At 67.7% G+C, this 12,298-nt stretch carries 12 protein-coding genes; 4 read left to right on the top strand and 8 right to left on the bottom strand.

The features are described 5' to 3' along the window. Positions 1-48: 48 nt before the first annotated feature. Positions 49-390, top strand: a complete 342-nt coding sequence (locus SPHPHY_RS0108890) for an SWIB/MDM2 domain-containing protein (RefSeq protein ID WP_022686334.1) — start codon at positions 49-51, stop codon at positions 388-390. A gap of 30 nt (positions 391-420) precedes the next feature. On the opposite strand, the gene mprF is transcribed toward SPHPHY_RS0108890, so the two are convergent. The 8 genes from mprF to SPHPHY_RS0108850 all read right to left on the bottom strand — a co-directional run bounded on the left by mprF (position 421) and on the right by SPHPHY_RS0108850 (position 10,275). Beyond that, positions 421-2,994: a bifunctional lysylphosphatidylglycerol flippase/synthetase MprF gene (gene mprF / locus SPHPHY_RS0108885; protein WP_022686333.1), complete on the bottom strand. Its 2,574-nt coding sequence runs from the start codon at positions 2,992-2,994 to the stop codon at positions 421-423. Beyond that, positions 2,987-3,448, bottom strand: coding sequence for a DUF2147 domain-containing protein (locus SPHPHY_RS0108880; protein WP_196802151.1), 462 nt, complete (start codon positions 3,446-3,448; stop codon positions 2,987-2,989). The genes mprF and SPHPHY_RS0108880 overlap by 8 nt, the downstream gene beginning before the upstream one ends. Before the next feature lie 90 nt (positions 3,449-3,538). Further along, the gene (locus SPHPHY_RS0108875; protein WP_051148296.1) at positions 3,539-4,264 is read right to left on the bottom strand and encodes an AcvB/VirJ family lysyl-phosphatidylglycerol hydrolase; all 726 of its coding nucleotides are present in this window, start codon (positions 4,262-4,264) and stop codon (positions 3,539-3,541) included. Positions 4,265-4,266: 2 nt separating this feature from the next. After that, complete coding sequence (locus SPHPHY_RS0108870) at positions 4,267-4,638, bottom strand: hypothetical protein (protein WP_231370389.1); 372 nt, start codon at positions 4,636-4,638, stop codon at positions 4,267-4,269. Positions 4,639-4,764: 126 nt separating this feature from the next. Next, entirely contained in the window at positions 4,765-6,246 is a 1,482-nt protein-coding gene (locus SPHPHY_RS0108865) for a Ppx/GppA family phosphatase (RefSeq protein WP_022686329.1), read from the bottom strand. Continuing rightward, entirely contained in the window at positions 6,243-8,423 is a 2,181-nt protein-coding gene (locus tag SPHPHY_RS0108860; RefSeq protein ID WP_028056680.1) for an RNA degradosome polyphosphate kinase, read from the bottom strand. Before SPHPHY_RS0108860 ends, SPHPHY_RS0108865 begins: the two co-directional genes overlap by 4 nt. Beyond that, positions 8,420-9,040, bottom strand: a complete 621-nt coding sequence (locus SPHPHY_RS0108855; RefSeq protein ID WP_022686327.1) for an HdaA/DnaA family protein — start codon at positions 9,038-9,040, stop codon at positions 8,420-8,422. The genes SPHPHY_RS0108860 and SPHPHY_RS0108855 overlap by 4 nt, the downstream gene beginning before the upstream one ends. Continuing rightward, positions 9,037-10,275, bottom strand: coding sequence for a hypothetical protein (locus SPHPHY_RS0108850; RefSeq protein ID WP_043130874.1), 1,239 nt, complete (start codon positions 10,273-10,275; stop codon positions 9,037-9,039). Before SPHPHY_RS0108850 ends, SPHPHY_RS0108855 begins: the two co-directional genes overlap by 4 nt. Before the next feature lie 63 nt (positions 10,276-10,338). Between SPHPHY_RS0108850 and purM the strand changes: the two genes are divergently transcribed. The 3 genes from purM to SPHPHY_RS0108835 are packed head-to-tail and all read left to right on the top strand — an operon-like array spanning position 10,339 to position 12,268. Next, positions 10,339-11,430 carry a phosphoribosylformylglycinamidine cyclo-ligase gene (gene purM / locus SPHPHY_RS0108845; protein ID WP_022686325.1) on the top strand — a complete coding sequence of 364 codons (1,092 nt, stop codon included), beginning with the start codon at positions 10,339-10,341 and terminating at the stop codon, positions 11,428-11,430. After that, positions 11,427-11,996: a phosphoribosylglycinamide formyltransferase gene (gene purN / locus SPHPHY_RS0108840; RefSeq protein WP_022686324.1), complete on the top strand. Its 570-nt coding sequence runs from the start codon at positions 11,427-11,429 to the stop codon at positions 11,994-11,996. The genes purM and purN overlap by 4 nt, the downstream gene beginning before the upstream one ends. After that, positions 11,993-12,268, top strand: a complete 276-nt coding sequence (locus tag SPHPHY_RS0108835; RefSeq protein WP_022686323.1) for a hypothetical protein — start codon at positions 11,993-11,995, stop codon at positions 12,266-12,268. The genes purN and SPHPHY_RS0108835 overlap by 4 nt, the downstream gene beginning before the upstream one ends. Positions 12,269-12,298: the final 30 nt, after the last annotated feature.

Genomic DNA, 12,298 nt, shown 5'->3' with positions numbered 1-12,298 from the left:
ACCCACGTGTTGCGCCATTCGACCATTGTTCAGGACAGGAGCATATAAATGGCAAAGTCGGCGGAAAAGCGCGGCAAGGACGAAACCAAGGCTGCGGAGAAGAAGGTCAAGGCGACCGGCAAGCCCGCCAGCGGCGCACGCGGCGGCATCACCGCCCCGGTCACGCCGTCCGCCGATCTGGCCGAGATCGTCGGCAAGGACGATCTGCCGCGCAGCGAGGTCGTCAGCAAGGTGTGGGAATACATCAAGAAGCATGATCTGCAGGACGCCAAGGACCGGCGTCAGATCAATGCCGACGACAAGCTGGAGAAGATTTTCGGCAAGAAGTCGGCCAGCATGTTCGAGATGAACAAGTTCCTCAGCGCGCACCTCAGCAAGCCGAAGGATTGAGCCTTACGGGTCGCGCACCCGCCGCGTCGGCTACGACGTGGCGGGTGCGTGCCCGATCAGCCGCGACAGGTCGCGCAACGCACTGATCAGCGCGATCCCTTTCGGCCCCGCGATGTAGCGCGGCTCCCATCGTGGCGCGAACTTCTCCTTGTAGCTGCGCAACCCGCGAAACCCGTACAGTCGCTCGCCATGGTTGAAGACCAGCGCCGCCGCCCGTGCCCAGGCCGGCGCCAGCCGCCGCCCCGAAATTCCCGATAATGGCGCGATACCGAGCGTGAAGCGCCGATACCCGCGCTCCTTTGCCCATTGCAGGATGTTGACGAACAGATAGTCCATCGTGCCGTGCGGCGCGTCGTCGTGATGCCGCATCAGATCGACCGACGCTTCCGCGTGGTTAGCGGTCAGCCACAGGTTCGCGAAAGCGACGATCCGCTCGCCCTCCATCACCAGCGCGACGTCCGACTGCTGCATGTAATCGCGGCCGAAATGGCCGAGGCTGAAGCCCTTTTCGGCATGCCCCTTCGCCGCCATCCACGCATCGGAGATCGCCTGCAACTCGTCCAGCACCACCGGCACCGCCGCGGCGGGCACGATCCGGAACGACAGTCCGCGCCGCGCCGCCGCCCGCTCGGCCTTGCGCACGGATCGCAATCGCGGCGTGTCCAGCGTGAACCCAGGCAGGTCGATAACCGCTTCCTCGCCATATTTGATGACGTGCAGCCCCATGCCGATCGCCAGTTCCAGCACCGGTCCCGTCACTTGATACAGCAGCAACCGACCCTGCGCCTGATCCGCCAGGTCGCGGATCCGCCACAGCAGCTCCGGCCACTCGTCGCGCTCGCCGACCGGATCGCCCATCACTACCCAGCTCGCGCCGCGCACCTGATACATCAACATCGCGTCGCCCGACGCGGCGAACAGGAAGCGCTTGTCGCCGGTCCGCGCCAGCATCGCGTCGGTCCGGTCGGCCAATTCGAGCACGCGCGCGACTGCGGCCGGATCGGCGCTTGCCATCTCCGGCAGGCTGCGCGGCGGCGACATCCACCGCCACACTATCGCGGCGATCAGCGCAGCGGTCGCCGCCAATGTCCCACGCAGGAAGCGTGGCGCATCGCCCTTCAGCGCGAAATGCCACCACAGATCGTCCTGGTACGGGACGTGGCGGTAGGCGAACAACCCGATCCACACCGCCGCCGCCAGCACCACCAGCACCGCGGAGAGCCATCCCACCGACCAGCGTACCTGCGTCAACGCGGTGCGGCGGTAGAAGGCGCCGCGCGTCCATTGCAGCATCGCCGCCAGCGTCAGGCACGCGATCGCCTCTTCGTAGTCGATGCCCTTGGCGAGTGAGAAGGCCGCCCCGGCCAGCAACAGCGCGCGCGTCGCGACGAACGCGCCGTCCAGCCGACGGTAGAGCGCCGGTGCAAGCAGCAGCAGCCCGGTGCCGACCAGGCTCGCCGCGACATGGCTTGCCTCGATGAACGGCAGCGGCACGATCGATGCCAGCACGCCCATCCGCGCGTGCAGCGACGGCAGCGATCCCGACAGCAGCAGCATCGCGCCGCCCATGAACGTCGCCGCGGTCAACGCCAGCGGCGCGATCCCGTTGGCGACCGCCCGCCCGTCGCGCAGCAGCCGCGACGGTAGCGGGTGTCCCGGCAGGTGCCGCCGCCGCACCCCCTCGCGCCACGCCAGGATCGCCACCGCTACCGCCAGCGGCAGCAGGTAATAGATGACGCGATACGCGATCAGTGCGGCGAACGCGACGGAGCGGTCGCCGGGCAGCACTGCCAGCACCACCGCCTCGAACACTCCGATCCCGCCTGGCACGTGCGCCAGCACCGCCGCGACGATCCCCAGCGCATAGGCGAGCACGAACGCCGGCAGCAGCGCCGGATCGGCGCCCTGCACCAGCACGAACAGCGCCGCGGCCGCCGCGCCGGTGTCCAGCACCGCCAGCCCGATCTGCGCCAGCGCCTGACCGGCGCTCGGCAACGGCACGCTCATCCGCCACACGCGCATCGGACCATCGGCGTTGCCGCATAGCATGACGATCGCCGCGACGCCGACCAGCACCGCCGCCGCCACGCCATGCGCAATCCCGGCCGGGATCGTGACCCCGGCAAGGTCGATCGGCCCGCTACGCGCCAGCAGCGCCACCGACGCGACGGTCACCACGCCGCTCCAGAAGGTCGCGCTGGCGATCCCGATCACGCGCGCGACGTCCGGCCCGTCCAGCCCGGCGGCGGTATAGATGCGATAGCGCGCCGATCCGCCGGTCAGCAGCGACAGCCCGAGATTGTGACTTAGCGTATAGCTGGTGAACGAACCCAGCGCCGCGATCCGCCACGGCAGCGGACGCCCGATGATGCGCAACGCCAACACGTCATAACCCGTCAGCGTAAGATAGCTCAGCGCCGTGAACCCGATCGACAGCACGACCTGCCACGCCGATAATGCGTGCAGCGCGCCGCGAACCTCCGCGAAGTGCATCTCGCGCGTCAGTTGTTGCATTGCCGCAAAACCGATCGCGATCAGCACCAGCATCGCGGCCAGCGACAACGCAGTGCGATGCCGCGTCAGCCGCGCGTGCCACTCACGCATGGGGCAGTTCCGCAATCTTGTGCCACACCTGCGACTTGCACAGCAGTCCGCCGAGGATGCAGCCCTTCACCTTCATCTGGTCGGGCGCGACTTGCTGGATGATCGAATAGAAGCGTCGGTTCATGTCGGGCACGAACACCGTGCCCGACCAGCTCCGGGGCTTGTCGTTGCGATAATTCTCCAGCAACGCGGTGCCGATCAGCTTCGGCGTGCCCCCGTCGCGCGCATCGTTCTGCGCCTCCTGGTTCGCCCACACGATCCATCCGCACAGCCGCTCACCGCACGGGCCGGTGCGCACCGCCACGCTGCGGTACGGGTTGATCCACATGCCGTAGATCGGGTTGGTGGGCGTCGCCTGCGGCTGGGCCGGGGCCTCCGGTTGCGCTGCGGCGGGCGCGGTCGCCGCGGCCAGCATCCAGGCCGCGGCGATCGCGGCAACGCGTAATCTGAACATCATCGCTCCCCTGTGATCCGGCAACCATGACCGCCGACGGGTTGCCGGCAGCTCGACGCCGGCTGAACTATCCGTAATGAAGATGACGGCTCAGCGACGGCGCGCGATCGCGCTGCGCAGCGTCCGTGCGATCGTCGGCACGTCATACTCGAGAAAATGCCCGCCCGGCAGCGCCACGCGTCGTACGTTCGCACCCGAAAGCAGGGGGCACAGGCTGTGCGTCTCGCCCGCTCCCTGAATACAGGTCAGCGGTACCCAGTCGATCCGCCGCGCGCTCGGTGCGGCCGGCGCGTCGGGCGCGCCGTCCAGCACCCCGCCCGGGCTCGCCTTGAACAGCAAGGTACTGCCCGGCACCAGCAGCACCACGCCCGCCACCTTCGGCTGCAACGCCGCGGGCAGGTGCGCGATGCCATATTGCAGCATGTCGGCGCCGAACGATTGCCCGATCAGCACGATCGCGCGCCCGCCTGCCATTCGCACGCCGCGGCGTACGGTGTCGGCGATCATCGCGTCGACGCGTTCCGGCGCGCGCCGCGTCCCGAACGCCGCCAGCGAATTGACGGCCAGCACCGGGAAACCGTGCGCGTTGAGGTCGGCGATCAGCGCGGGCGCCATCCCGGCGTTGGTCCCGAAGTCGCCGGACAGGTACACCACCCTCGTCGCCGGGCCCGCAACCGGATAGTCCCGGTAGACCGGTCCTCCGAAATAGCCGAGAAAACCGACGAAGCCGATGACGATCAACGCCAGCGCCGCGGCGATGCCGAGCACGATCGCGAGCGGGTTGCGCGGCGTGTGCGCGTGGTGAAGGTCCGACATGGTCACGCACTCACGACATAGGTGATGACGAAACAGGCGGCGGTCAGCAGCAGCATGGCCAGGATGAAGGTCGCATCCGCCACCTGCTCCAGCCGGTGCAGATAGGCGCTGCGGCGCGTGTCCGGCGTTCGGACCGCGAGGTATGACGCCAGCATCGCGATCAGGAACAGCAGCGAGTCGATTGCCAGCAGGTCGTCGGCGAAACTGGCGCGTCGCCCCCACGCGATCCCCACGCGCAGCAATCCGATCCCGGTCAGGCACACCCCTACCATCGCCGCCGCGATCGGGCAGATCAGCCGGCAGATGCGCTCGTCCAGCGCGCTACGCCGCCGCGTGCGCTCCGTATCGTGGTCGTTTGTCGCAATACGTGGCACCGGCGGGCTCATATCGCGCTTCTGCCCGGCACCGGGTCGCCACCGCGTGTCCACGACATGAGCATTCGGTCATGTTTCGTGCACCATCATGCGCTGCGCCGTTCCCGCGCGATACCGGGTAAGCTCCTAGGCGACGACCGCCTGCAGCCCCATCGCCACCGCCAGCGCCCGGTGCCGCTTCTGCACCGCCTCGCCATAAAGCGGGGTATCCTTGGGCTTTAGCGCCATCCGCACCGCCCCGTTCTCGACCGCCACCGACGACCGCGTCAGCGGTGCCGCGAGTCCGCCGCTCAGCCGCTGCCCCAGCCGCATCGCCAGCCCCCATTGCACCGCCCGCCGCAACGCCGCCTCGTTCGCCAGTGCGGACAGCGGCTCGGGGCTTGTCGTCGCTCCGCCCAGCGCGGTCCACAATGCTTGCGCCAGCATCGCTCGCCCGCGCGCATCGATTGCTACCCAATTGCCATGCAAGGCGATTTCCACGCCACGCTCCGCGCGAAAGTCCGGGTTCGCGCGCCAGCCGACATCCGCCAGCTGACAGGCAGCAATCCGCAAGCGTGCGTCCGCCGCACGATCGTCCGCGAACAGCGGCGCGATCCAATGGTCGAGCAAGTCGCCATGTTCGGGAAAGCGCCCGCTCCGCCGCCCCTCGTCGCGGGTCGCGACGATCAGCGGGTCCGCCGCACGCTGCTCGGCATTCAGCTGCTCGTACAGCAATCCCTCACGTAGCCCATATGCGGAGACGATCGTCCCGCTGCTACGCAAATGCTTGAGCAGCGCGGATAATAATGCAGTCGCATCCGACAGCGTCGGGATGCGACCAGACGATAGACCTGGAACGCCCTTCAATCGCGCGCGCCCGACCTGCGCCAGCGTCCGCCGCAATCGCACGACCGTTTCCGGCGACATCGCATATTGATGGATTACCGGCAGTGGATAGCGGGTCGCTTCCATGTCGAGCCGCGCCAGCGCCCGCCACGATCCCCCAACCAAATAGAACGGCACGCCTTTCCCCGCCCCCAACCAGTCGCTTTCAGCCAGCAGCAGCCGCACTTGCCGATCCAGCCGCCCCTTCTCGCGCAACGCCGCAATCCGCAGCACCCCTAGCGGGAAGGAAGCCCGATTCAACAACTTACCGCGCTTAACTCGCACCAGTTCAAGGCTACCGCCGCCCAGATCGCCGACGATCCCGTCCGCGTCGGGGATGCCTGACAGCACGCCATAACCGGCTGCCTCGGCTTCTTTCTCGCCTGGCAGTATCTCGACTTTCAGCCCGGCCGCCTCCGCCACGGCGATCAATGCGGCGCCATTGCTGGCATCGCGCACCGCCGCGGTTGCGACCGTGCGCAACGTCGTCACCTCCATCTCGCGCGCCAGTGCCGCGAACCGCCTCAGCGCCGTGGCGGCCAGTGCCATCGCCTGCTCATCGATCGTGCCGGACTGCGCCAGGCTACGTCCCAGCCCCGCCAGCACCTTCTCGTTGAAGAGGATCGCGGGCAACCGCGGCGGCCCCTGGTAGACGACCAGCCGGATCGAGTTCGATCCGATGTCGATGATCGCGGCGCGCGGCTCCTCGACGGGCGGCTCGCTGCCGCGCGTGGGCCACCTCAACGCTTGCGCCTCAGCGACAGCACCGGCACCTCGTCACCGTCCAGCGCTGCGCCGCGCCCGGACAATGACGGATTGACCATGAAATAACGGTGGAGATTGAACGGCTTCTCTCCCGGTGTGTCGCGAACGTAGCTGCCATCCGCCTCCAGCTCCCAGCTTTGCTCGTTGTCGATCAGGTTCGCGACCATCACCTGGTCAAGCACCTGATCGTGCACCGTCTCATTCTCCAGCGGCAGTAGATATTCCACGCGCCGGTCGAAGTTTCGCGGCATCCAGTCTGCAGACGAGATGTAGACGACCGCGCCGTCATTCGGCAGCGCGGCACCGTTCCCGAAGGCCGCGATCCGGCTATGCTCGAGGAAGCGACCCACGACCGACTTTACGCGAATATTCTCGGACATGCCGGGCACCTTCGGCCGCAAGCAGCAGATTCCCCGCACGATCAGATCGATCTCCACCCCCGCGCAACTCGCCTCGTACAATTTCTCGATGATCGTCGGGTCGACCAGCGAATTCATCTTCGCCCAGATCGATCCGGACCGGCCGGCGCGCGCATGTTCGATCTCGGCATCGATGCAGGCCATCAACCGCTCGCGAAGCGCACGCGGGCTCAGCACGACCTTCTCCAGACCCGCCGGCTCGACATAGCCGGTGATGTAGTTGAACATTCGCGCCGCATCACGTCCGATGCGAGGATCGGCCGTGAAGAAGCTGAGATCAGTATATATTTTAGCCGTGACCGGATGATAATTGCCAGTGCCGAAGTGGCAATATGTCCGGAACTTTCCGTTCTCGCGCCGCACGACCATCGCCACCTTGGCGTGCGTCTTCCAGTCGATGAAGCCATATACGACCTGCACCCCGGCGCGCTCCAGCGCGCTCGCCCAGTGCAGGTTCTGCTCCTCGTCGAACCGCGCCTTCAGTTCGACGACGGCGGTGACGGACTTGCCGGCCTCTGCCGCCGCGATCAACGCGCTGATGACGGCCGATTGTTTGCCGGCGCGATACAAGGTCTGCTTGATGGCAACGACGTCGGGGTCGTTCGCTGCCTGCTTGAGAAACGCCAGCACCACGTCGAATGTCTCGTACGGGTGGTGAACGACGATGTCCTTGCTTCGGATCGCTGCGAAGCAATCGCCCCCAAACTCGCGAATTCGTTCCGGAAAGCGTGGCGTGAACGGCACGAACTTCAGGTCGGGACGATCCTCGTCCGCGATCAGCGACAGGTCGCCGATGCCGAGGAACGACCCGGTTTCCGTAACGATCGCGTCGGCGCTGCCGAGTTCCTCGCGCAGTGACGCACCCAGCACGTCGGGCATGTTGGTTTCCAGCTCGAGCCGGATGACGCGTCCGCGGCGGCGCCGCTTGATCGCGTTCGCAAAGTAGCGGACGAGGTCCTCGGCCTCTTCCTCGATCTCGATGTCGCTGTCGCGCAGCACGCGGAACTCCGCGGCGCCCAGCACTTCATATCCCGGGAAAAGCATCGGTGCGAAGCGCTTGAGGATCGATTCGATCGCCACGTACAAAGCATGTTCGCCGCCGGGCAACCGCACGAAGCGCGGCATCGCCGCGGGCAACATCACCAGTTCGCGGATCGGCTCCTTGTCCGAACGACGCATCAGGTCGAACATCACCGCCATGCCGCGGTTGGGCATGAACGGGAACGGATGGGCCGGATCGAGCGCCTGCGGGGTGATGACCGGGAACAGTTGCTCCTGGAAATAGGTGTCCAGCCACGCCCGCTGCTCGGCATTCAGCGCGTCCAGCGAATGGCTGCCCAGCACGGAAATGCCCGCCTCGCTCAGGTCACGGCGGATGTCGCGCCACACCGCCTGCTGGGTCGCCATCAACGCATCGGCCTGCTCCACGATCGCGGCGAGTTGCTGCCCAGGCGTCAGCCCGTCGGCCGAGCGAGCCTCGACATCCTGAAGCTGCTGGCCCTTCAACCCGGCAACGCGGACCATGAAAAACTCATCGAGGTTCGCGCCTGAAATGGCTAGAAACCTTAGCCTTTCCAGCAACGGGTGCGCGGCATTGCAGGCTTCCTCCAGCACCCGGCGGTTGAAGGCCAGCCATGACAGTTCGCGGTTGAAATAGCGTCGGCCGTCGCGTTCGACGAACGGATCGTCCAGCGGCATCTCCGCATCCTTGCGCGCGATACTGGCGGGTCGTGTCATGATGGGGCTTCGCTCCGATTGCTCGCCGTCCTTGCGCCTTCCAGCGTCTCGCGCGCCAATGGGATCGTCAGCCGACGACGCCCGGCAAGTGCGGCACGATCCAGCCTATCGATCGTCTCCATGACGGCGGCGTGACTCCGCTCGGTTCGCGCGGTCAGCCAGGTGATCAGATCCGCGCGCGCATCGAGGTGCCGTCGTGCGAAGCCACGCTCGTACAGCGCTGCGACCAGCACGTCCTCGGGTGCACCGATCTCCGCCGACGGGCTCGCCGACAAGCGCGAGCGCAGATCCGGCAGCGCCACGTTCCACGTCGGCGGCAGGGCGGCCGCGATCAGCAGCAATGGTCGCCGCTCCTCCTGCGCGCGGTTCCAGGCGTGGAACAATGCGTCTTCCTCGGTGCGATCGGCATCGTCGATCACCGTCGCGCCGGAGCGAGCGGCGAAGATCCGCCCCAGCAGCGACCGCCCGGACTGCGGCGGCCCCGCGAGCACGGCGGTGCGCACCGGCCATGTCGCCCAATGTTCGAGCATGCGCACCGCGCGTGCGTTCGATTCGACGACGAGGAAATCGCCCTGCTCGTCCGCGGGCCATGCCAGCGGCAGCGCGATCTGGTTCATCCCGTCGCTCCGGCGCGCGGCGTGGGCGACGGGGCGGCGGCCGGTGCGGCGGCGCGGCGAATCCGCAGCGTTGGTCCATTGCCGACGACCTGCCAGCCCCGCGCCTCCAGTGCCGCGCGAAGCGTGTCCGCGGTGCCCGCATAGCTGACGTTCATCAACGACACCCCACCCAGTGCCAGGCTGGTGGTCACCGCGCTCGTCACGCCGGGCACCCCGCGCACGATCGCTTCGGTGCCGGTCACCGCGCCGGCGTCCGGGGTATCGAACTGGAGCGTCAGCGCCGTCGCGGTCGGCACCAGTGCCGTATCGTCCGTGATCAGGTCGGAGACTTCCTCGGGGATGATATCGGCGACCGGCATGATCGGGTTCAAGCCCGGATCGAGCCCGAGATAACCCTCCCGCAACGCCCGCTGATATAATTCGTCCAGCCGCTTCACGCCGGCATCCAGCAGCGCCGGTATCCCAGCCGTACTGCCGACCCGCAAGGTGAAGCGCTGCAACATCCGGTGATCGGGGCCGTACCGCGCCTCGAACGCGCCGATCACCGGGCCGCCGGGCCATTGCCGATACAGCCGGACCGTCGGCATCAATACGTCGCTGGCGCCATATTGGTCGACCAGCGCGCGCCACCACGCCCGGTCCGGGCGCTGCGTCTGGCCGACGTTCAACAGCAGTGGATCCGGCCCGGTGCCGGCGGGTCGAACATAGTCGATCGCACTGGCGCCGGTGCGGAACCGCGCCCACGCCTCCTGCCACAGGGTCCGCTGCTCGAAGACCGTGCCCACCCCGGTCGACCATTGCACCGGCACGACCAGGAACGGCGACGAGCGCGCCACCGCCGCGGAGACGCCCAGCAGTCCGGCGGTGCGCCCGCGGTCGAACAAGACGCCCAGCCGCGCGACATAGCGGTTCGGCCCGATCTGCTCGTTCTCGACGACGATGCTCGATACGATCGAGTCGAGCGTGCCGTCGGCCACCAGCCCGCCGCCCGCGCCCATCCGCTGTGACAATTGCACATACGCCTTGCGCTGCGCCTCGCGCCAGCCGGTCAGCCGCGCCGCTTCGGCGTTCGGACCGGACACGTCGACGCGGATGCCCGAAACCTCGAAGTCGTTGGAACTGTCGACTGCCGCCACGCCGCGGTCGCCGCCGTCGATCTGCGCGACCACCCCGCCGGCGGCGAGCGCGGCAATCGTGGCGGTCAGGACAAGGGCGACGGGAAGGCGGTGGCGCATCGTCACGTCTTTTGGCGAAGCAGGCGTGGAAATCCAAGCGCGATATGGCTAGTCGCAGTCCGCATGAGCAATGAAGGCTATACCTACGAGAGCGCCGGCGTGTCGATCGCGGCCGGAAACGCACTGGTCCGCGCGATCGCGCCGCTGGCGCGCGCCACCCGCCGGCCCGGCGCCGACGCCGATCTCGGCGGCTTCGGCGGGTTCTTCGACCTGAAGGCGGCCGGGTTCACCGATCCGCTGCTGGTCGCCGCGAACGACGGCGTCGGTACCAAGCTGAAGCTGGCGATCGAATGGGATCGGCACGCCGGCGTCGGGATCGATCTGGTTGCGATGTGCGCCAACGATCTCGTCGTCCAGGGCGCCGAGCCGTTGTTCTTCCTAGACTATTACGCGACCGGGCAACTCGACAATGCGGTGGCGGAAAGCGTCGTCGCCTCGATCGCGGAAGGGTGCCGGATCGCGGGTTGCGCGTTGATCGGCGGCGAAACCGCCGAGATGCCGGGCATGTACGCGCCCGGGGACTATGATCTGGCCGGCTTCTGCGTCGGCGCGGTCGAGCGCGGCGACGTGCTGACGGGTGCGACGATCGCCGCCGACGACGTGATCCTCGGCCTCGCATCGTCCGGCGTCCACTCGAACGGCTTCTCGCTCGTCCGCCGGCTCGCGGCCGACAAAGGCTGGAAGCTCGACCGTCCGGCGCTGTTCGACCCTGACCGGCTGCTGATCGATATATTGATGGCGCCGACCCGGATCTATGTCGCCAGTCTGCTCCCGCTGCTGCGTGAGCACCGGATCAAGGGACTGGCGCACATCACCGGCGGCGGGCTGCTGGAGAACATTCCGCGCGTGCTGCCGCGCGACATGCATGCGCACGTCGACGCCGACGCGTGGGAACAGCCGCGGCTGATGTCCTTCCTCCAGGCGCAGGGCGCGATCGAGCCCGAGGAGATGGCGCGCACCTTCAATTGCGGGATCGGCATGGCGGTGGTCGTCGCGGCGGATCAGGCGGAAGGCGTCGCGGAGGCGCTGACCCGGTCTGGCGAAACCGTGTTCGCGATCGGTCGCATCGCGGCCGGGCAGCGTGGTTGCACCGTCTCCGGCAGCACCGAGACGTGGAGCGCGCGCGCCGACTGGACCGCGACTCACCACCAATGAGCAGCAGCGATCCCGCCAAGGTCGCGGTCCTGATCTCCGGACGTGGCTCGAACATGCAGGCGCTCGCCGCCGCACAGGGACCGGAATACCAGGTCGTGCTGGTCGCTTCCGATCGTCCCGACGCGGCAGGGCTGGCCTGGGCGCGGACGGAGGGGCTCGCGACGTTCGCGCTGTCGCCCAGGGGGATCGGCAAGATCGCCTATGAGGATGCGCTTGATGCTGCCTTGCGTGCGGCCGGGGCCGATTACATCGCGCTGGCGGGCTATATGCGGCTGTTGTCCGACACGTTCGTGGCGCGCTGGCGCGGGCGGATCGTCAACATCCATCCGTCGTTACTGCCCAGGTACAAGGGGCTGGACACGCACGCGCGGGCGATCGCCGCCGGGGATGCGGCGGGCGGTTGCTCGGTGCATGTGGTGACCGAGGAACTGGACGGCGGCGAAGTGCTGGGCCGCGCCGAAGTGCCGATCCGTGCCGACGACGACGCCGATACGCTGGCCGCGCGCGTGCTGGCCGAGGAACACCGCCTCTATCCCGCGGTGCTGAAGGAGTTCGTTCGCGCATGACCGCTATCGACAGGATCCGCGCCGTCGCGTCGTTGATGCCCGAGGTGGAAGAACGCGCCGACGGCGCACAGACGACGTTCGTGGTCGATGGCCACCCGTTCGTCACCTGTGACGCGGCGGCGATACGTGTCCGCACGAGCGATGCCGAGGCAGCGGCATGGACAAGCCTGACGCTGGGCGACGACACCGACTGGGCGCTGGTCGAGGATCGTATTGTGCGTAGCTGGGAACTCACCGCCCCGCCCCGCCTGCTGGAGGCCGGGGGCCGCTGACGGCCGGGCGATACCCTCCCTCACCCGCTG

Source organism: Sphingomonas phyllosphaerae 5.2 (assembly GCF_000419605.1).
GTDB classification, from domain to species: Bacteria; Pseudomonadota; Alphaproteobacteria; order Sphingomonadales; family Sphingomonadaceae; genus Sphingomonas; species Sphingomonas phyllosphaerae_B.
The sequence above is the reverse complement of the archived record's forward strand: the minus strand, read 5'-3'. Positions and strand labels throughout refer to the sequence as shown.

Bases quoted from the DNA above. Each gene is read 5' to 3' on its own strand.
- SPHPHY_RS0108890 (WP_022686334.1), top strand. From the start codon at position 49: ATGGCAAAGTCGGCGGAAAAGCGCGGCAAGGACGAAACCAAGGCTGCG.
- mprF (WP_022686333.1), bottom strand. From the start codon at position 2,994: ATGCGTGAGTGGCACGCGCGGCTGACGCGGCATCGCACTGCGTTGTCG.
- SPHPHY_RS0108880 (WP_196802151.1), bottom strand. From the start codon at position 3,448: ATGTTCAGATTACGCGTTGCCGCGATCGCCGCGGCCTGGATGCTGGCC.
- SPHPHY_RS0108875 (WP_051148296.1), bottom strand. From the start codon at position 4,264: ATGTCGGACCTTCACCACGCGCACACGCCGCGCAACCCGCTCGCGATC.
- SPHPHY_RS0108860 (WP_028056680.1), bottom strand. From the start codon at position 8,423: ATGACACGACCCGCCAGTATCGCGCGCAAGGATGCGGAGATGCCGCTG.
- SPHPHY_RS0108855 (WP_022686327.1), bottom strand. From the start codon at position 9,040: ATGAACCAGATCGCGCTGCCGCTGGCATGGCCCGCGGACGAGCAGGGC.
- SPHPHY_RS0108850 (WP_043130874.1), bottom strand. From the start codon at position 10,275: ATGCGCCACCGCCTTCCCGTCGCCCTTGTCCTGACCGCCACGATTGCC.
- purM (WP_022686325.1), top strand. From the start codon at position 10,339: ATGAGCAATGAAGGCTATACCTACGAGAGCGCCGGCGTGTCGATCGCG.
- purN (WP_022686324.1), top strand. From the start codon at position 11,427: ATGAGCAGCAGCGATCCCGCCAAGGTCGCGGTCCTGATCTCCGGACGT.
- SPHPHY_RS0108835 (WP_022686323.1), top strand. From the start codon at position 11,993: ATGACCGCTATCGACAGGATCCGCGCCGTCGCGTCGTTGATGCCCGAG.